At 29.3% G+C, this 24,402-nt stretch carries 23 protein-coding genes and 1 pseudogene; all 24 read right to left on the bottom strand.

Translation table 11 applies throughout. The features are described from left to right. Window positions 1-2: 2 nt before the first annotated feature. Window positions 3-1,130: a DegT/DnrJ/EryC1/StrS family aminotransferase gene (locus ACWA1F_RS17965; protein WP_456895632.1), complete on the bottom strand. Its 1,128-nt coding sequence runs from the start codon at window positions 1,128-1,130 to the stop codon at window positions 3-5. Beyond that, window positions 1,120-1,551 carry a WxcM-like domain-containing protein gene (locus ACWA1F_RS17960; protein WP_456895630.1) on the bottom strand — a complete coding sequence of 144 codons (432 nt, stop codon included), beginning with the start codon at window positions 1,549-1,551 and terminating at the stop codon, window positions 1,120-1,122. The genes ACWA1F_RS17965 and ACWA1F_RS17960 overlap by 11 nt, the downstream gene beginning before the upstream one ends. Continuing rightward, window positions 1,541-2,512, bottom strand: a complete 972-nt coding sequence (locus tag ACWA1F_RS17955; protein ID WP_456895628.1) for an MraY family glycosyltransferase — start codon at window positions 2,510-2,512, stop codon at window positions 1,541-1,543. Before ACWA1F_RS17955 ends, ACWA1F_RS17960 begins: the two co-directional genes overlap by 11 nt. 9 nt (window positions 2,513-2,521) lie before the next feature. Continuing rightward, window positions 2,522-3,454: a GDP-L-fucose synthase family protein gene (locus ACWA1F_RS17950; protein ID WP_456895626.1), complete on the bottom strand. Its 933-nt coding sequence runs from the start codon at window positions 3,452-3,454 to the stop codon at window positions 2,522-2,524. A gap of 47 nt (window positions 3,455-3,501) precedes the next feature. Then, window positions 3,502-4,620 (bottom strand): GDP-mannose 4,6-dehydratase, encoded by a 1,119-nt coding sequence (gene gmd, locus ACWA1F_RS17945; RefSeq protein ID WP_456895624.1) that lies wholly within the window; start codon window positions 4,618-4,620, stop codon window positions 3,502-3,504. 4 nt (window positions 4,621-4,624) lie between these two features. Further along, a complete protein-coding gene (locus tag ACWA1F_RS17940) occupies window positions 4,625-5,536 on the bottom strand; it encodes an NAD-dependent epimerase/dehydratase family protein (protein WP_456895622.1) in 912 nt (303 codons plus the stop codon). Between the two features lies 1 nt (window position 5,537). Next, the gene (locus tag ACWA1F_RS17935) at window positions 5,538-6,578 is read right to left on the bottom strand and encodes a CgeB family protein (RefSeq protein ID WP_456895620.1); all 1,041 of its coding nucleotides are present in this window, start codon (window positions 6,576-6,578) and stop codon (window positions 5,538-5,540) included. Continuing rightward, the gene (locus ACWA1F_RS17930; protein WP_456895618.1) at window positions 6,575-7,708 is read right to left on the bottom strand and encodes an NAD-dependent epimerase/dehydratase family protein; all 1,134 of its coding nucleotides are present in this window, start codon (window positions 7,706-7,708) and stop codon (window positions 6,575-6,577) included. Before ACWA1F_RS17930 ends, ACWA1F_RS17935 begins: the two co-directional genes overlap by 4 nt. Before the next feature lie 2 nt (window positions 7,709-7,710). Beyond that, the gene (locus ACWA1F_RS17925; RefSeq protein ID WP_456895616.1) at window positions 7,711-8,295 is read right to left on the bottom strand and encodes a DapH/DapD/GlmU-related protein; all 585 of its coding nucleotides are present in this window, start codon (window positions 8,293-8,295) and stop codon (window positions 7,711-7,713) included. Between the two features lies 1 nt (window position 8,296). After that, window positions 8,297-9,088 (bottom strand): glycosyltransferase family 2 protein, encoded by a 792-nt coding sequence (locus ACWA1F_RS17920; protein WP_456895614.1) that lies wholly within the window; start codon window positions 9,086-9,088, stop codon window positions 8,297-8,299. A gap of 18 nt (window positions 9,089-9,106) precedes the next feature. Next, window positions 9,107-10,240 (bottom strand): non-hydrolyzing UDP-N-acetylglucosamine 2-epimerase, encoded by a 1,134-nt coding sequence (gene wecB, locus ACWA1F_RS17915; protein ID WP_456895612.1) that lies wholly within the window; start codon window positions 10,238-10,240, stop codon window positions 9,107-9,109. Window positions 10,241-10,333: 93 nt separating this feature from the next. Beyond that, window positions 10,334-11,452, bottom strand: coding sequence for a polysaccharide biosynthesis C-terminal domain-containing protein (locus tag ACWA1F_RS17910; protein ID WP_456895610.1), 1,119 nt, complete (start codon window positions 11,450-11,452; stop codon window positions 10,334-10,336). Window positions 11,453-11,505: 53 nt separating this feature from the next. Continuing rightward, the gene (locus tag ACWA1F_RS17905) at window positions 11,506-12,537 is read right to left on the bottom strand and encodes a polysaccharide biosynthesis protein (protein WP_456895608.1); all 1,032 of its coding nucleotides are present in this window, start codon (window positions 12,535-12,537) and stop codon (window positions 11,506-11,508) included. A gap of 37 nt (window positions 12,538-12,574) precedes the next feature. Next, window positions 12,575-13,864, bottom strand: a complete 1,290-nt coding sequence (locus ACWA1F_RS17900) for a glycosyltransferase family protein (RefSeq protein WP_456895606.1) — start codon at window positions 13,862-13,864, stop codon at window positions 12,575-12,577. A gap of 12 nt (window positions 13,865-13,876) precedes the next feature. Beyond that, window positions 13,877-15,118 (bottom strand): O-antigen ligase family protein, encoded by a 1,242-nt coding sequence (locus tag ACWA1F_RS17895; RefSeq protein ID WP_456895604.1) that lies wholly within the window; start codon window positions 15,116-15,118, stop codon window positions 13,877-13,879. A gap of 136 nt (window positions 15,119-15,254) precedes the next feature. Next, window positions 15,255-16,445, bottom strand: coding sequence for a glycosyltransferase (locus ACWA1F_RS17890; protein ID WP_456895602.1), 1,191 nt, complete (start codon window positions 16,443-16,445; stop codon window positions 15,255-15,257). A gap of 1 nt (window position 16,446) precedes the next feature. Next, complete coding sequence (locus ACWA1F_RS17885) at window positions 16,447-17,202, bottom strand: glycosyltransferase family 2 protein (RefSeq protein WP_456895600.1); 756 nt, start codon at window positions 17,200-17,202, stop codon at window positions 16,447-16,449. A 3-nt stretch (window positions 17,203-17,205) separates the two neighbouring features. Beyond that, the gene (locus ACWA1F_RS17880; protein WP_456895598.1) at window positions 17,206-18,345 is read right to left on the bottom strand and encodes a glycosyltransferase; all 1,140 of its coding nucleotides are present in this window, start codon (window positions 18,343-18,345) and stop codon (window positions 17,206-17,208) included. Beyond that, on the bottom strand, window positions 18,324-19,217 hold the full coding sequence (locus ACWA1F_RS17875; protein WP_456895596.1) for an NAD-dependent epimerase/dehydratase family protein: 894 nt from the start codon (window positions 19,215-19,217) through the stop codon (window positions 18,324-18,326). Before ACWA1F_RS17875 ends, ACWA1F_RS17880 begins: the two co-directional genes overlap by 22 nt. Continuing rightward, window positions 19,214-19,399: pseudogene (locus tag ACWA1F_RS17870) on the bottom strand (DapH/DapD/GlmU-related protein); the annotation flags it as partial. The pseudogene ACWA1F_RS17870 and the gene ACWA1F_RS17875, both read right to left, overlap by 4 nt. Window positions 19,400-20,095: 696 nt before the next feature. Continuing rightward, a complete protein-coding gene (locus ACWA1F_RS17865; RefSeq protein ID WP_456895594.1) occupies window positions 20,096-20,938 on the bottom strand; it encodes a glycosyltransferase family 2 protein in 843 nt (280 codons plus the stop codon). Next, window positions 20,935-21,681, bottom strand: a complete 747-nt coding sequence (locus ACWA1F_RS17860) for a dTDP-4-amino-4,6-dideoxyglucose formyltransferase (protein ID WP_456895592.1) — start codon at window positions 21,679-21,681, stop codon at window positions 20,935-20,937. Before ACWA1F_RS17860 ends, ACWA1F_RS17865 begins: the two co-directional genes overlap by 4 nt. A 45-nt stretch (window positions 21,682-21,726) precedes the next feature. Continuing rightward, complete coding sequence (locus ACWA1F_RS17855; RefSeq protein ID WP_456895590.1) at window positions 21,727-22,809, bottom strand: DegT/DnrJ/EryC1/StrS family aminotransferase; 1,083 nt, start codon at window positions 22,807-22,809, stop codon at window positions 21,727-21,729. After that, on the bottom strand, window positions 22,806-24,239 hold the full coding sequence (locus ACWA1F_RS17850) for a lipopolysaccharide biosynthesis protein (RefSeq protein WP_456895588.1): 1,434 nt from the start codon (window positions 24,237-24,239) through the stop codon (window positions 22,806-22,808). Before ACWA1F_RS17850 ends, ACWA1F_RS17855 begins: the two co-directional genes overlap by 4 nt. Window positions 24,240-24,402: the final 163 nt, after the last annotated feature.

Raw genomic sequence — 24,402 nt, 5'->3', positions numbered from 1 at the left:
ATTCATTTAAAGAAATTAATAACAACCTCTTTTATTCTATTTTTATCTGCATTAGTTAAATTTGATCCTGATGGCAAACATAATCCTTTTTCAAATAACTCTTCAGAAATCTTACCACCATAATATGAATATTTTTCAAAAATTGGCTGAAGATGCATTGGTTTCCATAATGGTCGGCTCTCTATGTTAGCTTCTTCAAAAGCAAGTCGTAGATTTTCCCTTTCTCTTAGTGTTTCTAGTAATATTGCATTTAGCCAATAATTAGAAAAAAAATCATCATTCAGATTTTCAAAAAGCTTTACATTTTTAAATTCTTTAAAAATCTCTTTATAAAATAAATGATTGGCTTGCCTTAAACTAATATTCTCTTCTAAAATTTTCATTTGCCCAAGACCAATTCCTGCACAAATATTACTCATTCTGTAATTATAACCTATTTCACTGTGCTGATAGTGTACTGCAGTATCTTTTGATTGTGTTGCATAAAATATAGCTCTATCCTTTAATTTTTCAGAATTCGTTATTAATACTCCTCCATTAGAAGTTGTTATAATTTTATTTCCATTGAATGACAATACTCCAAAATAGCCAAAGCTTCCGCATTTTTTCCCTTTATAACAGCTTCCAAGAGCTTCTGCACTATCTTCAATAATTGGTATTCCATATTTATCAGCAATTAAATGTACCTCATCAATTTTATAAGGCATTCCGTACAAATGAACTGTTATAATTGCTTTTGGCCTTTTCCCTTTATCTATACGATCTTTTATTGCAATCTCGAGATTTTTTGGACAAATGTTCCATGTATCAGCTTCACTATCCACAAATACTGGATGAGCATTCTGATATAAAATTGGATTTGCCGAAGCTGAAAAAGTCATACTTTGACAAATCACCTCATCACCAGTTTTAACACCTAATAAAATTAACGCTAAATGTATGGCAGATGTTCCAGAATTAGACGCCGCAACAAAATTTTTATTTTCAAAATACTCCTGAAGCTTATTTTCAAATTCATCAACATTTGGTCCTCCAGACGTAATCCAATTAGATTTTAGAGCTCTCTGAATATATTCATGCTCATAACCACTTTCGTGAGATAATGATAAATAAATTCTTTTATGATCCATTGTTTAAAGGCCAATAATCTGATGGATAACGTACATCATCATCACTTAGATCATTTAATGGCAAAGTAGAAAAGGATAATAGTACGGAATTTTCTTCTAAAGATTCAATTGCATTTGCGTAGCCAGCCGGAATGTGAATAATTTTGCTGTCAGCTTCTGAGACAAAAACAGTCTCACTAATCAAATCTTTAGATGGATTTTCCCAATTATCAATCTTAATAAAATGAATATTAAAAGATCCGGAAAGACAATAAAAATTTTTAGCGTCCAATTTATGCCCTTGCCAGGCTCGGATAGGATTTCCGATAGAATTGCTTATGACATAAAACCTTTCAATGTCTTTAAAACTGAAATCATTTACATACGAAATACTCCCTCGATGATCTGAGAATTTCCCTCCTTGAATTATTTTAGGTTCCATGTTTTAAACGTAAATTAACTTTATTTAACAAATAAAATTTTGATGAATAAACACAAAGCAACGGTAAAATGATAATTAAAATAATAATCAAATCGTGAACTTTCTGATAAAGAAATATGACCAAAATAGAAATTCCAGCCTGTACTAAGGCGTATAAAAGCGAGACTAATCTATGCTGTATTTTATATTCATTGCTCAATATTTGATACAAGTGCAATCTATGTGCTTCAAAAATATTTTGCTTCAGATAAAGTCTATGTATAATGGTGCAAACAGAATCGACACCATATACCGCTAAAAATAGTAGCCAAATTAGTGATTCCGTTACAAGAATTAGTTTTACAAACAAATAAATTACCCAAAAAGCTATCGCAATACTTCCAACATCTCCAGCAAAACATTTTGCTTTTTTTCTGTAATTGAAAAACAAAAAAACTAAACTAGCGATCATTGCATACTTTATAAACATTCCATCAGTAAAAAGCTGAATTTTTGTATTGACATACAATAATGATCCCATTACCACTAAAGTATATAGTCCTGTAATACCATTAATTCCATCCATGAAATTATAAGCATTTATTAGTCCAATAGCCAAAAAATAAGAAACTATAACTCCCAAAACAGGCATCAAATAGAATAAATTTAAATCACAAAAAATTAGAGTAATAGAAAGAAAATGAATTGAAATTCTAATTTTATTTGATAAACTTTGAATATCATCCCAAAAGCTTACTAGGCTTACTAAAGTTATACCTGTAAAGAAAAAATAATTATTTTGTATATGTTGCATGAAATAAAGTAGGGCTGAAAACCAAAATATGATCCCGCCGCCTCTTAATGTTATTTCTGTATGGGAACTTCTTTGGTTTGGCTTGTCAATTATATTAAAATGATCTGCTACTTTAAAATAGAGCAACATAATAATCATTAAAATAATTCCTAAAATTGTGTACTCCATTTTATGAACTTACTCCCAATTAGTATCTTTAATTTCTTGATATACTTTCTTAATCCCCTCTTCTAGGCTAGTCTTAGCTTTCCATCCAAAACTATTTAATTTTGAAACATCCATTAGTTTACGAAGCGTACCATCTGGCTTAGAGGTATCCGTCAAAATTTCTCCTTCAAAACCAACTATTTTTTTTACCAAAATAGCCAGATCTAAAATCGAAATATCTTCTCCTACTCCAATATTTACTAATCCTTGTTCATTATAGTTTTCCATTAAATATAGACAGGCTTCGGCAAGATCATCTGCATGCAAAAATTCTCTTTTTGGGTGTCCTGTTCCCCAAATAGTAACAGAAGAGTCATTATTACGTTTTGCAGTAATAAATTTTCTTAACATTGCAGGAAGAACATGAGAATTCTTTAAATCGTAATTATCATTAGGTCCATACAAATTTGTTGGCATAACAGAGATAAAATTACATCCAAATTGATCTCTATACGCATCACACATTTTAATTCCAGCAATTTTTGCAATGGCATAAGGCTCGTTAGTAGGCTCTAATTCTCCTGTAAGCATATACTCTTCTTTTAATGGCTGAGGCGCCATCTTAGGATAAATACAAGAAGATCCTAAAAACATCAACTTTTTTACATTGTTTAAATAAGATTGATGAATAATGTTATTTTGAATCATTAGATTTTCATAGATAAAATCCCCTTTATAAGTGTTATTGGCAATAATACCTCCAACCTTTGCTGCTGCTAAAAAAACATAATCAGGCTTTTCTTCAGCAAAAAAATCTGCTACTGCTTGCTGATTTCTCAAATCTAATTCTGAAGAAGTTTTCAATACGAAATTTGTATATCCCTTTTCTTTTAATTGACGTAAAATTGCCGAACCTACCATACCTCTATGTCCAGCTACGTATATTTTATCTTGTAAATTCATAGTGTTACTCTTCGATCTTGAATATGAAGTATTCTAATATATCTAAATTAATATCTAATAGCTGATCTTACTTCATTTAACATCTTTTCTTTCTTAACATAATTGAGATCAGATATCATCATTTCTTTAACTAGTCCTGACAAATCATATTTAGGAATCCATCCTAATTTTGTTTTTGATTTAGTAGGATCTCCAATAAGCAAATCTACTTCTGTTGGACGGAAATATTGTGGATCAACAGAAATTACTTGTTTACCTATTTCAATTTGATAGTCAGGATTACTACAAGATGCAACATATCCTTTTTCTTCTACTCCTTCACCTCTAAATTCGATATCTATCCCTACTTCTGCAAATGACATTTTAACAAAATCGCGAACATATGTAGTTTCTCCCATAGCAATAACATAGTCTTCAGCAACATCCTGTTGTAAAATACGCCACATTGCTTCCACATAATCTTTCGCATGTCCCCAATCACGTTGTGCATCTAGATTTCCTAAATACAAACAATCTTGTTCTCCTAAAGCAATAGCGGCCGTAGCCATAGTAATTTTACGAGTTACGAAAGTTTCTCCTCGACGTGGTGATTCATGGTTAAACAAAATACCGTTACAAGCAAATATATCGTACGCTTCTCTATAATTTTTGGTAATCCAAAAACCGTAAATTTTAGCTACACCATAAGGCGAACGCGGGTAAAATGGTGAATTTTCATCATAAAAGCCTTTTTCATTTTTATTCTCAGCTAAGCCACCATATAATTCGGATGTTGATGCTTGATAAATACGAGTTTTCTTTTCTAACCCTAAAATACGAACTGCCTCTAGAATTCTTAAAGTTCCTATACCATCTACATTTGCAACATATTCTGGAGAATCAAAAGAGACCTTGACATGGCTCATAGCTCCAAGATTATATATTTCATCTGGTTGCACCTCTTGAATAATTCTTATAACATTTGTAGAATCTGTCAAATCTCCATAATGTAACTTAAAATTTACGTTAGCTTCGTGCTGATCTTGATATATATGATCAATACGTTGAGTGTTAAAAGAAGAAGCTCTTCTTTTAACGCCATGAACCACATATCCTTTTTCCAGCAATAATTCTGCTAAATATGACCCATCTTGTCCTGTAATTCCTGTTATAAGTGCTACTTTCATTTATTTATTTATTTTTTTTTTTATTTATCTTAAAAGATTCAAATGTTTTCATTAACCCAACTTCAGCAGCAATCGGCAATGATTTTCCGAGAACACTAATCATTTTTTTATTACTCACTACGTAGTTTTGCGTTAACTTTTGCAAACGTTCTGAATTTAATGGCATATGAAAATAATCTCCAAATTTAGCTAGAAATTTAATAAAAGATGAATTAATATTCCATATTAAACTTTTCTTTCCTAAAGTAGAACCTAAAACTTTAATTAATTCATTAGTTGACAAAACTTCATTATCTGCTATATTATAAATACCAGAAGGAATCATTTTGTTCTCTAACAACTCCTTAATGACAAAACAAAGATTTTCAATGCTCAAAAATGAACGTTGATTTTTAAAAGCCCCTAAGGGCCAAGGTAAACCTTTAGAAACCAATTGATATAAAAGATTGAGATTTCCTTTATTTCCTGGTCCATGAATCATGCACGGTCTTAAGATATAAACGCGTTTACCATAAGGAATTTTTTGGCTTATAATATAATCTTCTGCCATCTTCTTTGCTATGCCATAGTGAGTTTTAGGATTACATTGAGCTTCTTCTGTTAAAATTCCGTCAACCTCATCAGCACATGCTTTAACCGTACTCATAAAAATAAAAATCTTAGCGTCCGAAACCAAAAAACTATCAAAAAGTTGTTTAGTTAACTCAAAATTGGCATCATAATATTCATTTGGCTGTGATACATTTTTCAGGTCATGTGCCTTTCCCGCTAAATGAATTATTGCATCTGTTTTAAGATCAAACTCCTGATTGGGAACATATCTGATACTCTTTGACTCAATTTCGTTCGAAGTTCCTAAATCTTTTTTGAGATTGACCCCCACAAAACCACTAGCTCCAGTTATGGTTATTTTCATTCTAATTTATATCTTTAATCCAATACTTTGATTCATTTTCAACAAAGATACATTTTAACCAGCCTTCTATTGAAGCTTTGTAATATAATTCTTTATCAACTTCTACATAAGGCAATTCAAAAAAGTTTTTATCCATAACAATGCCGTTTCTATCTATTACATATATATTATTAGTATTATAAAAAGGATATTTTTTAATTTCAGAGTTAGTAGTAATCATTTTTTTACCTGCTCCAATAGTCTCAAACGTCCTCATTGTTAATCCTTTCTGACCTGGGTGATTGATATCTAAAATAACTTTTGAATCTTTATATAATTCTAATATTTGATTCGTTGTTAAGCTTTTGAAGCTTAATTTCTTATAATCAAATAATTGAAAAGTCTTATCAAATTTCTTTTTATAAAAATAAACTAAACGACCATGAATAAAATAATAACAATATGAAGCCAAATTATTTAAATCGCACCATTCTTTTACTTTACTACTTATTGTATATCTATCTGAATGGGCAGTGCCAAGAAAAAGCAAATCATATTTAAATTTTTCATTAATGTCCTTATATATGTTTTTAAAAGAGTCTAAATAAAACAAAGGTCGAAAATTCAAATTAAATTTTACTGCATCATCAGGATCAAAAGTAAATTTCTTATCAAAGTATTTTAATATCTGAGTAGGGTGACTGTGATTTGTAAATGAATCCCAAGTATAAAAAATACACTCGCACTCCAGATGATCTTTCTTAAAATTTTGAAGAAAAAATTCTGGAACTACCTCACCTCTATTTACAAACAAATAATTATAAATTTCATTTTTAGTTTTTAGCAAGATCTCCCTGTAATAACTATCTATTTTTTTCTGATAAAAATTCCTTTTAACCCTTATAATTCCTTTAACAAAACTATTATTTGAAGGTCTTTCATCATAGTAATCAACTTGCGCACCAAGCTCCTCTAACTTTTTTATAATCTCTTTCTCTAGATTAAAGGTCTGGACAGAAAAGAAAAGTATCTTTTTATTGTCAAGCTTATCTTTTAACCTCATTTTAACAAACCTTTTTTCTTCATTTCTTCAAGTGAATTACTTAACTTATCTTCTTGAATTTCTTGCTGTAAAACCCACTTAGAAAATTTCTCAATCCCCTCTTTAAAATAAACTTTTGGTTCAAATCCTAAAAATGTTTTAATTTTAGTTAAGTCAGCATAATTATGACGAATATCTCCCAATCTAAATTTACCAGTTACAGTAACGGGAACGTTAATTTCATAAGACTTAATCAATGACTTTGCTACTTCCAGCACATCGGTAGCAACTCCTGTACCTACATTAAAAACCTGACCATTAGCTTCACTCTTTTCAATTCCAAGAATAGTTGCCGCAACTACATCATCAATAAAAACAAAATCTCTACTCTCCTTGCCGTCTTCAAAAATTTGAATAGGATTATTATTTCTTATTTGTGTAGAAAAAATAGATAAAATTCCTGTATAAGGATTTGACAATGATTGTCCAGGGCCATATACATTTTGATATCTAAAAGCAACAGGGGCAATACCTAATGTTGGACAAACAGTCATAACCATTTGTTCTTGATTCTGCTTTGTAATACCATAAACTGAAGATGGATGTATTTTTGAATCTTCATCAGTTGCCAATAATTCCAGTTTTTGATTGTCTGCAAATGTTAGATCAAAATTTCCAGCCAGCATATTTTGTTCTTCTCTGTGTTTTGGATAAACAATTCCCAATTCTGGATGTCTATATTTTCCTTCACCATAAATAGAACGTGAAGAAGCTATTAAAATTTTTTCGACATTATGATTGCTATTTGCTAAAATATCAAGCATAATTGCAGTTCCTTGAATATTTACTTCTGTATATTTTTCAATGCAGTACATAGACTGTCCTGTTCCGGTTTCCGCTGCAAAATGTACAACTATATTTTGCCCTTCAAGAGCTTGTTCCCAGTCCTTTCTTGAGGTAACTGTTCCACTAATAAATTTTACTTTGTTTTTTATACTTTTAAACAAAGGTGATGTAAGTTCAGGGTTTTCGCCATGAATTTGAGGAGATAAATTATCTATAATTGTAATACAATATCCTTTATCAATTAATTTTAGTGCTAAATTACTCCCTATAAATCCGGCTCCTCCCGTTATTAATATATTTTTCATAATTATATTTTATTTTCATTTAAAAATGATCCATCAGGATTAGTTTTTTCCCAAAGTTTAGTATCTAAATTATATCTTTTTACAACTTTTGCTGGTATTCCAACAATTACTGAATAGTCCGGAAAATTACCTCTAACTACCGAACTTGCTCCCACTACACAATGTTCTCCAAGAATTGTACCTGCCTGAATTGCTACCCCATAACCAATAAAACAATTACTACCAATCATTGTTTCTTTAATAATCATAGGTTGTTCTAATATATGCCTACCTATTTCTTTATATTCATGATCAATATTTGTTATGAATGTGTTACCTGATATTGTAGTATCCCTTCCAATAATAAGATTCCCTCCAGAAGTAATATGAAAATTTTGGCCTATTGACACTCCACTTTCAAAAATTATAGTTCCGTTACCATGTGTCTCTATCCTAAGTCCAGGAAAAATTCTAACTCTTTTCTGTATGGTAACTCTTTTAAGTCCCTTTGTGAAAATTGGTACGCCTATATGAGAGGGAAAGCTAAACTTTTTAAAAAAAAAGGAGTAAAAAAAAGATACAAAGCCCCAATATATTTTATATAACATACTATCTAAATTTAGTAATTATAATTCTTCTTAAATATTTAATTCTTGAATAACCCATTAAAAAAATATAAAAATTAAAACGTATTAAATTATTATTTCTAGCTTCTTTAAAAATAAATTCATTTCCTTTTTGCATTGCTTCAAGATTTGCAGATAAACCGCTATGTCCGAAGCTTGGCTTTCCTCCTCCCGTTATTACCAAAGACTCCGGTAGATAATAAAAGTTTGCATTTGCACAAAAACGTATCCATAATTCACCATCTTCAGCATGTGTCAATTTTTCATTGTATCCACCTACATTTAAATATAAGTCTCTTTTAAATACAGCTGTAGAGGTTTGAGGAAACATCTTAACAAGCAATTCTTTAATATTTGCTTTATGAAGCCTTTTTATTACTCTTCCGAAAATATTCAATTGTTCACCATTTCTACTACACCCCAGAAAATCAATTTCAGAATTATTTTTAAGAATTTGCATCTGGCGTTCTAATTTGTTTGGAAGCCATTCATCATCACTATCTAACAACGCAATATAAAATCCAGTTGCATTTTTCAAACCTAAGTTTCTAGCCGAAGAAACGCCTCCATTTTCTTTATTAATTAATTTTATAATTATCTCAGAATTATTGTTTTCTATAAATTTTTCAACTATCATCTTAGATGAATCTTTAGATCCATCATTTACAATAATAATTTCAATTTTTCCTTTATATGTTTGTTTCAATACCGATTCTAAACTTTTCTTAATAGTGTTTTCAGCATTGTACATGGGGATTATTACAGAGATATCCATTTAGCTTTTATATTTTTATTATTCGCTCCAAACTACACGTTTAATATAATCTGTATAACTTAAGATGATTCTAACCATTTTTTCGGACACATTTGGCATCGAATAATCAGCTACTGATCTAAAATTACGTTGCTCTCCCCTTTTTTGTGTCTTCAATTGAATAAGAGCCTGCATAATTCTTTCTGGATTTAAACCAACCATCATAACTGAGGCTTCTTCCATAGCCTCTGGACGCTCATGAGCATCTCTAATATTTAAAGCCGGAAAATTTAATGTAGAAGATTCTTCTGAAATCGTGCCACTATCAGATAAGACCGCAAAAGATTTCATTTGCAAAGCATTATAATCATTAAATCCCATTGGTTTTAAAAACTGAACTTCAGGTTGCATTGCAATCTGTTTAACATCAATCATCTTTTGTGTTCTCGGATGTGTACTAACAATAATTGGGAATTTATATTTATCCGCTATTAAGTTTAGTGTATCCATTAGTCCTTTGAAGTTTTTCTCACTATTTATGTTTTCTTCTCTATGAGCTGACACAACAAAAAATTTCTCACTCTCGAGATTAAGTTTTTCAAGAATATCTGATGAATTAATATCTTCCATGTAATGATTTAAAACTTCAAACATTGGAGAACCAGTTTTAATGATTCTATCTGCAGGCAAGCCTTCCCTTAATAAATATTCTCGCGCAATATCACTGTAAGTAAGATTTATATCTGAAATATGATCAACAATTTTACGGTTAGTTTCTTCTGGAACCCTTTGATCAAAACAACGATTTCCTGCTTCCATATGAAAAATAGGAATATGTCTTTTTTTAGCAGGTATTGCACATAAACAACTGTTTGTATCTCCTAATACTAAAAAAGCATCTGGTTTTTCAGCTTCGAGAAGTGGATCGATTTTTATTAAAATTTGGCCAACCGTTTCAGTTGCCGTCACTCCGGCTGCATTTAAAAAATGATTAGGTTTTCTTATATTTAGATCTTCAAAAAAAATCTGATTTAGTTCATAGTCATAGTTTTGCCCAGTGTGTACAATTATATGTTCAATTGCTTGTGAAGCATCTAACGCTGCCATAACACGCGAAAGTCTGATAATTTCAGGACGGGTACCGACCACCGTCATAACTTTTAACTTTTTCATATATAATCTTTTTCTATCTAAAAATGATAGTTTTTCCAATAATTTAGTTCATGTTTTTCTAAGACAATTCTATTTTTATTAGCTGTTTATTAATTATACATCTAAAAAATAGGTATCTGGATCATTTGGATCAAAAAATTCGTTTATCCAAAAGTTCGTATACAATACTTCATCGCCAATATTTTTTATATTATGTGTATACCATATCGGCATATCAACATATGCAGGTTCATTACCATCTAAATAAAAATTGATTACTTCATCACGATCTATACGGCGTAGCTGAATTAGTGCTTTACCTTTTATTACTGCAAACCGTTCTATTTTTCTAGTATGAAAATGGTTTCCTCTTGTAATTCCAGGCACTGTCGTGGAAAATGAAACTTGTCCTCCTACACCTAAACGGATAATTTCTACAAAACTGCCTCTAGTATCATTATGTTGTGTGAATTTTACAGGGAAATAATTTTTAATATCAATATAGCTACGATATGTATTAAACAAATTAAGTTCAAATACATCGTTTATAACTGGTATTATTCCTTTGTCCTGATATTGTTCTTTATATGAGGTTAGCAAAGCTAGAATATCGGATACCTTACATTGCGAAGTATGTTCTATAATTACCTTTTCATTCCCTTTTCCTATTTTTATTTCTCTTAAAATAAATTCAACCAATTCTCCTACATAAATTAATTTTAAGTCAGCATCAATTTCAATAGAGGGGTTTTCACTTCTAGATATCTTATGACTAAAAGTTGCTATTACTGAATTATAATTAGGATGTCCAAAAGGCCCAAAAACATTAGGGATAATTAACCCGGTAAATTTTCCAGAAGATTTTTGCGCCCATTCGGACATCATTTCACGGCCTTCTTTTTTAGATTTTCCATAAAGATTATCTCTTTCTTCTTGAGTAGACGACGAAAAAATAACATGAGCTTTACTGTTCGAAATTTCAAGGGAATGAATTAACTTTTTAACTAACCCGATATTAGAATCATAGATTACTTGTGGATCATGATGTCTATTCATTGCTGCAAGATGAATAATTACATCACATTTTGCTACAAATTCATTTAATAGATCATCATCATCAAAATAATCTTTCTGAAATTCTATTCTCTGAAATTCTTCTGGGTGAAGTCCTAATACATTATATAAATGTGTACCTACAAAGCCTGCCTGTCCAGTTATCCCTACTTTTAACATATTTATGTTTATTCTTTAAAAATATTATTTAGTAAATTAATTTTAAAGGCTTACTATCCTGGCATTTGAACTACATCTTCTCCAAACACTTCTTTCCTTATAAGTGGTAATTTTGACAATAATGCTTTCATTCCTTCAACACCTTGTTGTTCGGTATTATGAGAATGATAATCTTCAATAAATGAAATATCTTTTTCACCTTCTGAAAAATATTGTGCGTAATTCAAATCTCTATTATCAGCTGGAATTCTATAAAAATCCCCCATATCTTCAGCTTTCAACATTTCTTCACGTGTACATAAGGTTTCATAAAGCTTTTCACCATGACGCGTTCCTATAATTTTAATTTCGTTACTAGAATTACAAAGCTCCTTTAATGCTTGTGCCAAATCTCCAATTGTACCCGCCGGTGCCTTATTAACAAATAAATCTCCTGGATTCCCATGTTCGAATGCGAATAAAACCAAATCTACTGCTTCATCTAATGACATTAAGAAACGAGTCATATTAGGATCTGTAATCGTAATCGGATTACCTTCTTTTATTTGCTTTAAAAATAATGGAATCACAGAGCCTCTGGACGCCATTACGTTACCATATCTTGTCAGACAAACAGTGGTCTCTTTAGAGTTTCTAGATGCCGCTACAGCAACTTTCTCCATTAATGCCTTCGAAATTCCCATAGCATTAATTGGATAAGCGGCCTTATCAGTACTCAAACAGATAACTTTTGCTACTTTATTTGCAACAGCCGCATCGATAACATTTTGAGTACCTATAACATTTGTCTTAGTCGCTTCTAATGGGAAAAACTCACATGATGGCACCTGTTTTAAAGCTGCAGCATGAAAAACGTAATCAACATTACGCATAGCCCTTTCTACACTATTGTAATCTCTTACATCTCCAATGTAAAATTTAAGTTTATCACTTTTTAATTGATTACGCATATCGTCTTGCTTTTTTTCGTCTCGCGAAAAAATACGAATTTCTTTAAAGTGATCTGTAGTAAGGAATTTATTTAAAACTGCATTCCCAAATGAGCCTGTACCTCCCGTTATTAGTAATATTTTATCTTTGAACATATTAATATTTTCTTCCTTTAATTTAAATGATGAAACTCTATTGTTTCCTTTCTGATATAAAACTTAAATATTTATTTGCAACATTTTCAAATAAATAATCTTTTAAAATACTTTTTAAAGATTCTATATCAATGTTAGCATCTTCTTGAAAAAAATGCATAATTTTTTCAACAGATTCCATATTATCTATTTCATCTGAAAAAATACTTAAGCTTAACGGATATATTTTTAATAACTCAGCTGAAGTATCATTCATGATAGAGCAAATATTAAGTATCTTTTTTCCTGAATACATGTATTCGATTAGTTTACTTGGCTCTTGATATTCATTATTATTACCAATATTCAATAAAACATCAGCATTTTTTATAACTAAGTTCAATTCAGTTCTATCGACAAATCCATTCAACTTTAAATGATCTTTTAACAATTGTGGATATTGCTGAAAAAGTATAGCAGTATCAGTAAAATCTCCATAAAAATCAAAAGTAAAGTCTAAATCTGGATACCTAAACACTAAGTTTTTTAATAAAATAAGTAAATTTTTAGGAGATCTTGTACTAGTGCTTAAAGTTCCTAAAAAAACTATTTTTATTTTTTTCAAACTTTTTTCATTCGTATAGTTGTAATTACTAGGAATAAAAACATTGTTATTTACAACTATTTTATTTTCTAAATTTGGAAATAGTGACACATACTTTCTTCTAATTCTATCTGTCAACACGCAATTTAAATCTGCCTTTTCAAATATTTTTTTTTCGAATGCCCTATTTAATTTACCATAGAGAAATGTATTGTTTACTTTTGCATTGTAACTAAATGGATCTATAGTATCTGCAAGCCAATAAAGCTTTTTATGTTTGTTTACTAACTTATAGCCAATTTGATGAGCGGAAAATGTCCATGATACTGTAATTAGCTTATCAATATTATTTTTATCAATAATTTTTGAGGCCAAAGGAACAGCAGAAAATTGCCATAAAAAAGAATGATCAGGCCAATATAAATTTGACCATGTTAAATCATAGATTTTTCTAAATATTTTTTTAATTGTAACTTTAAAAGTTGTTCTTTTTTTACTTATGTCCAGAGAATTGATTTGAAGGTTCCCTCTAAATTTATATTTGAGATTCCCTAAAAAATATTCTGTTGTCCTATAAATTTTCACTCCTTCAATTTCCTCAAATTCTGGATAAGAATTTTTATTAGCTGTAATAACATGTACTTCTATACCTTCCTTAACCCATTTTTTTGCGATATTAAACCAACGGTAAGTGTTAGGCTTAGCTTCAGGATAAAAATCATATGACACTATTAAAATCTTCACGATAAACTTATTTTAATTTTCGAGTTTTTTTCTACTAAGTAACCCCCACGTTAAAAATGTTGCTGACATTAAGGAATACCTTAATTCTTCATTACTATATAACATAATCAAAACCAACAATATAAAAGTTCTAACAATGATTGAATTAGACGCTTTTTTTGCGAAACTAATCAGCATATAAATAAATAAAAAACCAAATAAAAAACCATAAACCGCTAATATTGTTGTAATTGTATTAGTATTATTTCCTACATCTAACCCAATACCAATTAGGGTACGAGTGTATTTCTCAAAGAATAATGGATAATTTTTAATTCCTACCCCAAAGAAAATATTATCCAAAAAAATATTGAAATTAGCTAGAACGGACATCGCTCTGGCAAGTGAGCTACCATCTCCAATATTATCTTTTCCCATTTTTTCAAAAATCATGCTATACAGTTCGCCCGACAAAAGAACAACTATAAAACCAATCAACAATACTGCAACAATTAAACTTTTATTTTTTATTGAGGCCTTACTTTTACTATGTGTAAACAAGAATGAGATAAAAATGATACCTACTGTAATAAATGCTGCTGTAGAAAATGTACTAAATAAAGCCAATATAAAAACAAAAAGATATTTTTTATTGATTTGGCTTTTAAAAAATAACTCAAACAATATTGCTATATTTAAGTAAATCATAAAAACGCCTGGTTCTCTAAAAATGCTAGTATTCCTTACATAGCTACCATCAGCAAAAACAATAGCAACTCCTAAATTATACATTGTTGCGCCAGCCGAATTATATTGAACTGGAAATATTTCAAAAAAAGATAAGGAAATTGAAGCAATTACAAATATGATTAATGAAATAAAGCTTAAAATATAAATTAGTTTCAAATACACATCAATAAAATTTTTATATGAATAAAAATTTACAATTATCAATGCTAAAAAGAACAACCATATTTGATAAACATACCCCCCAGAAAAGTCAAAATTCAAAAAAGCTGTGACAAAAACGGAAAAAACTATAAAATAAAAGACTAAACTACTTTTGGTTAAAATCGTCAGAAACTTTAAATTAGAAATTGTCAAAAGAAATACTGTTAACAAAAGATATATTAGGTATTTTACTGCAACATAAACCAGATTCTCATTGGTACCAAAATTAAAAGTATCATCAGAAACAAATATTACTATAAAAAATATAAGATAATGCACCCAACTAGTTTGATCATTCAATTCTTTATCTTTTATATTTATCATTAATTATTTATTTATTATAATGTCATAAAATCCTAAGTCTCTTAACAAATTCTTGGAGCTATATGGAGATATTTTTAAAATCAGTATGTTAAAACCTCAATACTTGAATATTTTTAATTTACCTTTTATGAGCTTATTAAATTGATAAAAAATGATTATCAATAATAGATTGTACAGATTGATTATGTTTTACTATTTCAACAAACTTATTTTTTGCATTATCACACATATTAAAATATTCAGAATTGTTTAAGGTTGACATTTTATTTATTGCGCTTGCCAATTCTTTTCCATTTCCATTTCTGAAAAACAATCCATTATTCAAATCAACTAATTCATCCATACCTATAATATCAGACACAATTACGGGTTTCCCTACTGAAAATGATTCTAAAACAGGAAGCGCTGCATGAGGTTTTGAAAATGGAGACACTAAAGATAAAGAATTTGCATAGTAATCAAATATATTATCAACTAAGCCAATTTTGATAATATGTTTAGATTTATTTAAACTCTTAATTAATGAATTAATTCTCCACATATAGGGATCAAAAAATAAAACAAATCTTTTAAATTTGTTATCTGGAAATCTGAAGTCTCCTCCCAAAAAATAAATCCTAACATTTTCATTTAAATAAGGTAAAGCCTGAACCAATTGCTCAAAACCTTTTATTCGCTGCATTCCTCCCATATATAAGAAATGTTTAAAATTTGGATTTTGATTTATCGCATTTGAGAAACTTCGCCCTTTAACCACTACTGGATCATATACAATAGTTGTTTTAGTTTCTAAACCGACCCTCAAAGCATTATCTTTCGATATCGCTATAATTTTATCACAATATTTATCTATATCATTTTTTATAATACTTCTTCTAATTCCTAATACACCTTTTGCAAGAGGCTCTCTAATATGAATAAAAGTTTGTTTTTTATATTTTTTTGCTGCCAATGCCCAATCAGATATAAAAGTAGAATTCAGATAAATTATATCGAAATTGATGTTCAAGCTTGACAATTCTTTTTTTGCAAATATGTATTTATTTAAAAAAAAACTAATTAAATTTTTTAAGTTTCTGCAAAGATCAATTATATCAAAATAAGATGCTTCACTGTGAACAAAAATTCCATAAAAATTTGAGTAAAATTTTGACTTTGCAATAATTACTTCGACACCTAATTTCTGAATATATTGAACTGCTTCACTATCAAAAACACATAAAACGTGAACATTATTTTTTTGTTTAAGTTCTTCTATCAGACCAAGCAAAGCAATCAGGCCTCCACCTACACCTCTTCCATGGTGAATTATGAGAATATTTTTCAATCTATTTTTTAAAAAAATTTAAAACAGTATTTCTATTGAATGGAAGTAACATTTTAGCAAATTTATATCCAAACCAAATTTTTTTGCTTATTCCTTTATGGGAATTAGATATAATTAAAAATCTCTCTTTAATATATTTCTTACTAGCATTAGAAGAAATTCCACCATATTCAAATATTGAGATAGCACTTTTAATATAATAAAAGTTATAGCCATTAATAAATAAATTTAAAAACAAGTTATAATCTGAGGATATTTTATAGTTTAAAGAAAAAGGGTGTTTAATTAATATTTCTCTCCTTACAAAAGAACTTTGATGACAAAAATTAAGTGAATAGTTTAACTGTTGTATTTCCCTTGCTTTGTCAAGACTTAAAATCTCATTTTTTTTAATGAAAACGTCCCCATAAATAACATCGTGACTGTCATCTATTAGTGCTTCATTTAGTAACTTAGAAATGTTATTGGCAAACAAATCTCCAGCGTTCATAAAATTAACCCATTCCCCTTTTGCTAATAGAACTCCTTTGTTCATAGCATCATAAATTCCTTTATCTGGTTCTGATACCCAAATAGTAATTTTATCTTCAAATTTTTTAATAATCTCTAAAGTTCCGTCCTGGCTACCACCATCAATTATAATGTATTCATAATTATCAAATCCCTGATTAATTACGCTCAGTATTGTTTGCTCAATAGTATTAACCACATTATATGAAACGGTTATGACAGAAATAAGAGGTCTTTTTAAATTCATGAATTAATTAAAAATAGAAATTATTTTATTTGCAAAATCTAATTGGTTTTTTGCCATATCAAAATTAGTAGTCCTAAAATTATTATCCATTGCGAATATTAATTTATCTGCTAATTCAATTCCATCTAAAGGATTAAAAAAAATACAATTATCCTTTATTTGTTCTCTATGCAATGGTAGATCAGACAAAATAATTACATGGTTTATTGCTTTTGTATCTTCAACAACTGTACTCCAACCTTCAAACAAGGAAGGCTGTATAATTGCAATAGAATTTTTCATCAATTGTAGCTGTTCTGCTCTATCTATAAACCCTAAAAAACAAAAATTATCTTCTAAACCGTTTTCTTTTATTTCTCTTTTTAAACTTAAAGTATAATCTGGATTTCTATAATCGTATTCTTTTCCTGTAAAAACAACTAAAAACTTATCCCCTCTTTCTTTAATTACTTTTGCAGCTTCTAATATAACCTTATGGTTTTTATGTTTCCAAAATTGATTTGGAACTATGAAATAATCATCTTTAATAGAATATTTTTTTTTCAATTCTGAAATTTCGATATTCGAATAAATGTTATCAACAATACTAACAAACCTCAAAACTTCTTTCCTGTTTTTATTATTTGGATAAAACTTATTAAAATCTTCCAAAGCATTATTACTACTAAAAACTATTGGATATTTTTTATCCACTAAGTACTTTTGAGAGTCTTTTCTATATTGAATTTCTTTTTTTGAAAAAAAATCAGGAAGATACCATTCCTGAAAATCTGGAATCCAAAAAAAGAATTCATCAATATTTGAAGTATCTATAGAAGAATTTATTGGATATAAATTTTTAATTCTTTTATCTCCTATTCTATTTTTAATAAAATCTCGACCTAATATTATTCTGCCTACTTTATTTATTATTCTTTCAAAAATATTAAAATTGTAACCAAAATATTGAAATTCTATGTAAGGATAATTTAATGATTTAATCAATTGAGTAGATTCCTCAGAATTGTGAAATATTACTAAATGAGGTTTTTCAACATCAACTAAAACATTCAATGCTTTTATAATATTTATAATATAATAAGTTCCTCCAATCCAATTATCATTATATTGATAAAGCAGACTTATTTCTTTTCTTTCAACCATTCTACCGTACTTCTTAAACCGTTTTCAATTGATGTTTCATTTTTAAATCCAAAGCTTTCCAACAAACTTATATCTGCTCTCCAGTTTAAAGGATCGCCTGGTTTTACAATCATATTAAACTTGAGATTTATACTAGAATCTATTTCATTTATAAAAATAGTAGCCACCTTTTTTATTTCCGTCTCAATACCTGATGCTACATTTATAGCTTCTCCATTAAATAATCCCTCTTTTATTACGCAATCAATAGCACGCATCAAGTCATTTATATAGATAAAATCTCTTGTTTCTTTACCTGATCCAAACAATTCAACTTCTGAAGTATGGAGACACTTGTGATAGAGATCCCAAAACAATTGTTTTCTAAGATTTTCGCCATAAACTGAAAAGAGTCTAAGATTTATTGTCTGAATATTATACAAATAATAATATTCTTTACAAACTTGCTCTGCGTATAATTTATGCCATCCATAAGGTGATAATGGCTTAAGATCTGAAAATTCCTTTATGGGCAAAACTGCTGGATTACCATAAACAGCCGCTGAAGACATATTAATGTACTTACACTCTGGATTATAAATCCTGATTGCATCTAATATTTTAATTGTATTTGTAACATTTAGTTCAAAATCAAAAACAGGCTTATTCAACGATATAGGAACACTGCCATTCCCACTCGCATTTATACAGACATCGAACTTAACATTTTCAAATATTGTATCGAAACGGGAATCAGATGTCTCTATTTGAAAATAAAATGCTTCATTATCTTTATTTTGTATATCTGCACCCCATACTTCATTGAAACTAGAAAAGTACTGTTTAGCATGTCCACCAATAAATCCTTCTGATCCTATAATTAATATTTTCATTTTTTTCTCAAATTTTCAGGTAGTACTTTTATAACTCGAGCAGGATTCCCCCCAACAACAGTCCAGTCAGGAACATCTTTTGTCACAACGCTACCCGCACCAACTATTGCCCCTTCACCAATTGTAACGCCTTTTAATATAATACAATTCATTCCTATCCAAGCATAAGACTTTATTAAAATTGGTTTTGAATTTACAACTTCCCAATTTTTATTGGTAATAAAATTTTTACCTGACCTAAAATCTAAAATTTGTTGCTCAATGTCTTTTTGTCTTTCTCTATAATCTAACGAATGAGAATCGTGATCATAAATGGTTCCTCCCCATGCAATAAATACATTGTCACATATCTCAATTTTACTTCTGCAAATTAAATGACTTCCGCCTAGAAATGTATTATTACCGACTACAATTTCCCCCTTTTGCGATTCGAAAGTAATCTGACAATCCAAAATTGTATCATTTCCAACTGAAACATAGATTTTATCTTTCAAAGGGTTATTTAAATTAATTCTAAAAGCATCTAAAAAATGAGAATTTCCCATTTTAATATAATCTTTAAAAGAATTATACCTCGATTTCAATTGGTATTTTCTTCTAATATTCAACAAAAAACCAATCATAGTTTATTTAAATTATTTATAATTCGCATTATATCCTTTAACAACATAACATTATTAGAATTAGCCGATGCTAATCCTTGAGACCCATTAGTCCTTTTTAAATAGATATATAAAAAATCTATAAAAATAGTTGCTTAAAAAAAATCAAGGGATTACTTTACGAAAATCAATTTTCTAAATCTTTTATTTACCAAATAAATCTGAGTGTTTTTTTAAGCATTGACTTTGGAAGGCTAAGTCTTTTTTATAGGAAACCTACCATTTCGTTAGTAAATGCAAGAGGAGCTTACAGCGGTATTTCAAAGTTTTCAAAAATGAATTCCCTGGATTACTCAAATTATCTTTCCCTTTTTTTAAATTTTGAATTATATTTAAAGAAAACCAATTAGAATTAATCAATAAATCATACGTATTCAAAACGATGTTTCTATTCCTAATTTCATCTTGCATCCCCCATGTACTTTCAAGATATAAATGCCTAACACTCATAACTTGCGGAATATAATAATAATTTCCATTTTTTAAATTCAGTAAATGTAATGGCCAATCACATATGGGTAAATTTAGAAAGGCATCAGTAAAAACCTCATTGGGTACCGGACTTCTAAAAACAATAGACGCTGTGGGAACCATATTACTATTTGTCATGTCTTGCAAACTAACTTCTCTTGCACCTCGTATATCTAAATATAGCGCAGAAGCTTTAGTATAATCATTCCAATATCGTTCTTCAGAATTATGAAAACTACCCATTAAGTTAGGATTATTTTCCAAAATATCAACTTGTTTTTGCAATTTCAAAGAATCTGACCAATAATCATCGCCCTCACATATGGCAATGTATTTTCCTTGACAAGATTTCATTGTTTCAATCCAATTCGCCATCATGCCAAGATTCGTATCCCTTTTTATTAATCTGATTTTATCAGGATATTTAAATGCATATTCTTCGCATATTTTTAAAGTCTTATCTGTTGATTTGTCTTCTCCAATAACAATTTCATAATCAAAATCAACAATCTGTGACAAAGCGCCTTCAATACAATTTACAATATAATCCTCATGATTATATGTTATTAAACAAGCCGAAACCTTCATATTTTCTCCAAAGTTAATTCGATATTAACAAATACTTTTTTACCTGTAGTTGGGTCAATAAAAAATGCATTTTTATAATCCCCATGCGATAATGCTCTTAATTTATTAATAGTTTGTCCAACAGTTTGACTTTCATCTAATTTAATTTCACAAAGTTCATTAAAATCTTTTTTCAAATAAATCTTTCCTTCTGTTTCAGGCTCTGTAGTCGTGTAAGAATCTAACACTATACTCACTATATTCTTTTTCACCAGCTCAATCTCTAGATTAACAACTTTATTATAAAGTGATAAGGAAGTATCCCATGCATCTTTCTCTACAAATGCACGATCAATAATAGGTCCATGATCAAGTTCAATATCGATTTCATGGATAGTTGCACCAATTGGATAATCGTTTATTATTGCAAAAACTTGTGGATACCATCCTCTATTTATTGGATTGTACCCTGGATGAATATTTATACATTTTACTCTTGATACTAATTCCTCAGGGAAAATTTGTTTACAGTGCACTGAAAACACAATATCATATGTATCACATATTTCAGTAATTTCCTTATTGTCTCTTAAATTTCTTACGCAAACACTTCTTACTAATGAATCTGAAAATAATTTATAGTCCGAAAATGGACTAATCGCAAAATCCCAACTAATATCAGGCTGTTCTATAGTTTCAATAATTTTTTCAAACTCATTACAAAGTAATAAGTTATCTGATATAACCAATATTTTTTTTTTCATATTTTTATAGTAAATTAAAAAAATTAATTGTCATTTATTAACTTTTTAATTGTTTTGAGCTCTCAACATTAAACGACATATTAAATCTATTTCTTCTATTGACAGATCATAATATAAAGGGAGGCACAAAACTCGTTTAGAAACAGCATCTGTCACGTCCAAATCTTGAGGTTGCAAATAAGGTAACGTATTTGCCAAAGATGGATAAAAATAACGACGGGTAAAAATTTCATGACCATCCAAAAAAGTTTTTATTTTCAGTAACAATTTCTCACTCTCTAATACTATAGGATAATAAGAATAATTTTCGCTTGAGCCACTATGCCAAAGAGGTCTATAAGCTTTCAATCCCTTTAATTTGGTATTATAATGAATTGTTAAATCTTTTCTTTTCTCATGTATTTCTTGTATATATCTTAAATTTACCAATCCCATGGCCGCATGAAACTCCGAATTTTTCCCGTTTATTCCCAATTCTGCAAAAGAATCAAAACCTGAGATTCCAAAATTACGGATGTAAGCCAATGTTTTTAACAACTCTGCATCTTTAGTAATAATCAAACCACCTTCAATAGAATGATACAATTTAGTAGCATGTAAAGAGCAGGTTGAAATGTCACCATACTCAAATATAGATTTTCCACCTACTTGTACGCCAAAAGCATGAGCTCCGTCATAAATCACTTTCAGATTATGTTTTTTGGCAATTTTATCAATCTCCTGGACGTCACAAGGATTCCCATACACGTGGGTTGCTAATATCGCTTCAGTTTTTTCTGTAATAGCAGCCTCTATTTTCGTCACATCTATATTTAAGCTCTTCTCATCTATATCTACAAAAACTGGTGTACATCCTTCCCAAACAATAGTAGATGTAGTCGCAACAAAGGAAAAAGGTGTCGTAATAATTTCACCTGTAATGTTTAAAGCTTTGATTGCCATTTGCAAAGCCACCGTACCATTAGTCACATATAATAAATGATTAACTCTTAAATAGTCCTTCAAATTCATTTCTAAATCGCTTGACAAGGGCCCCATGTTGGTCAACCATTTTCGTTTCCAGATACCATCAACTAATCGTTGATATTCTTCTTGAGGTGGCAAAAAAGGTTTTGTTACTGGTATCATATTTTTAAAATTAGATTTTTAATATCTTGTATGCTTTCAAATTTAAACAAATAGGCAACTAATATATAAGTCAAACCACCTGACAAACTACCCAAGATTAATCTTACAATATCAATTTGACTACTCAATACTCTATCAACTATAAAAGTAATTGTTGCCATTACTACAGCAAAAATAAAGATTGGCAAAATATCTCTTATTTGTTGCCACATACTGTACTTCAATATCTTTCCCGCATAATGTGTATTAATGAATAGTGCAAGTATTGAAAAAATTAATTGCCCCCACAACAAAGCATAAAATCCATAGAAAAAACTTACAATTAGAATAATTGTTAATAATATTTTCTTGAAAATTTCTAACTTTAAAAACAAATCACTTCTTCCCTTAACTTCCAATACAATTAAATTATACAAATGAATTGGATACAGTATTCCGGTAAAGCATATAATTTTAAAAATTGGCACTACAGCAAGCCACTTATCAGTAAACAACAATATGATCAAAGGTTTGGCTAACAATCCCATTAATACAATAATTGGAGTAACTATGAATAGTACCATTTGCATAATTTGCTTATAAGAATTTCTAAATCTTGGAAGATCATCCTGAACTTTAGAAAACAATGGAAAAACCACTTTGTTAAGCGCCCCAGAAATATTCCCTACAGGAAGCATCATTAAAGTATTAGCACGAGTATAATAGCCTACTAGTGCGGGAGAATAAAATCTACCAATAACAATCTGATAAATATTTGTAAAAACAGTCTCCAAAATTGCAGATATTGTTAATTTGTAACCATAATAAAAATGCTGTATAAATTTATCTTTGCTAAAAATTAATTTCGGATACCAATCAGCGCTGAACCATAAAAAAAAACTAACAAAAAATGTATTAACTAAAGTTGACAAAATTAAACTCCAGACACCATAATTCAAATATGCCATTACGATCCCAACTACACTACTTATAACTAAAGCAGGCACACTTATAATTGCCAACTTTTTAAATTTTAATTCTCTAGTCAGAATTGTATTTTGAACAGTACCAAAAGCTGAAAATATAAAAGTCAAACCATATACCCTCGTTATAATTGTTAATTGAGGCTGATGATAAAATTTAGCTATCCAAGGTGCCGCTATAAAAAGAATGCCATAAATTAGAATACTTCCCAAGAAATTAAAATAAAATACAGTGGAATAGTCTTCTTGTGAACATTCTTGAGTTCTTATAAGTGAACTCGTTAATCCTCCATTAAACAAAGCTGATCCAATTCCCATAAATATGGTTAACATACCAATAAGTCCAAATTCTTCTGGCAATAAGAGTCTAGCTAATACCATTGATACTACAAAAGATATTAACTGACTACCAAACTGCTGTAAGAAAGTCCAAATCATTCCAGATACGGCTTGTTTTCTAAGTGACATTTTTTTTATAAATTATCTTAATTATAAATAAAGTAATTACGTAGGCATATACCTCTTCCATCTGTGTTTTTCAAATCACTAGCCAGCATTTCTTTAATTAATTTTTTAGATTGGAAGAGTCTCTATATGAGATAAACTTTTGTTTGAGGTAATATTGGGAATC

Source organism: Flavobacterium erigeronis (assembly GCF_054075165.1).
Note: the sequence above shows the minus strand (reverse complement) of the source record. Positions and strands in the feature narration are given on the sequence as shown.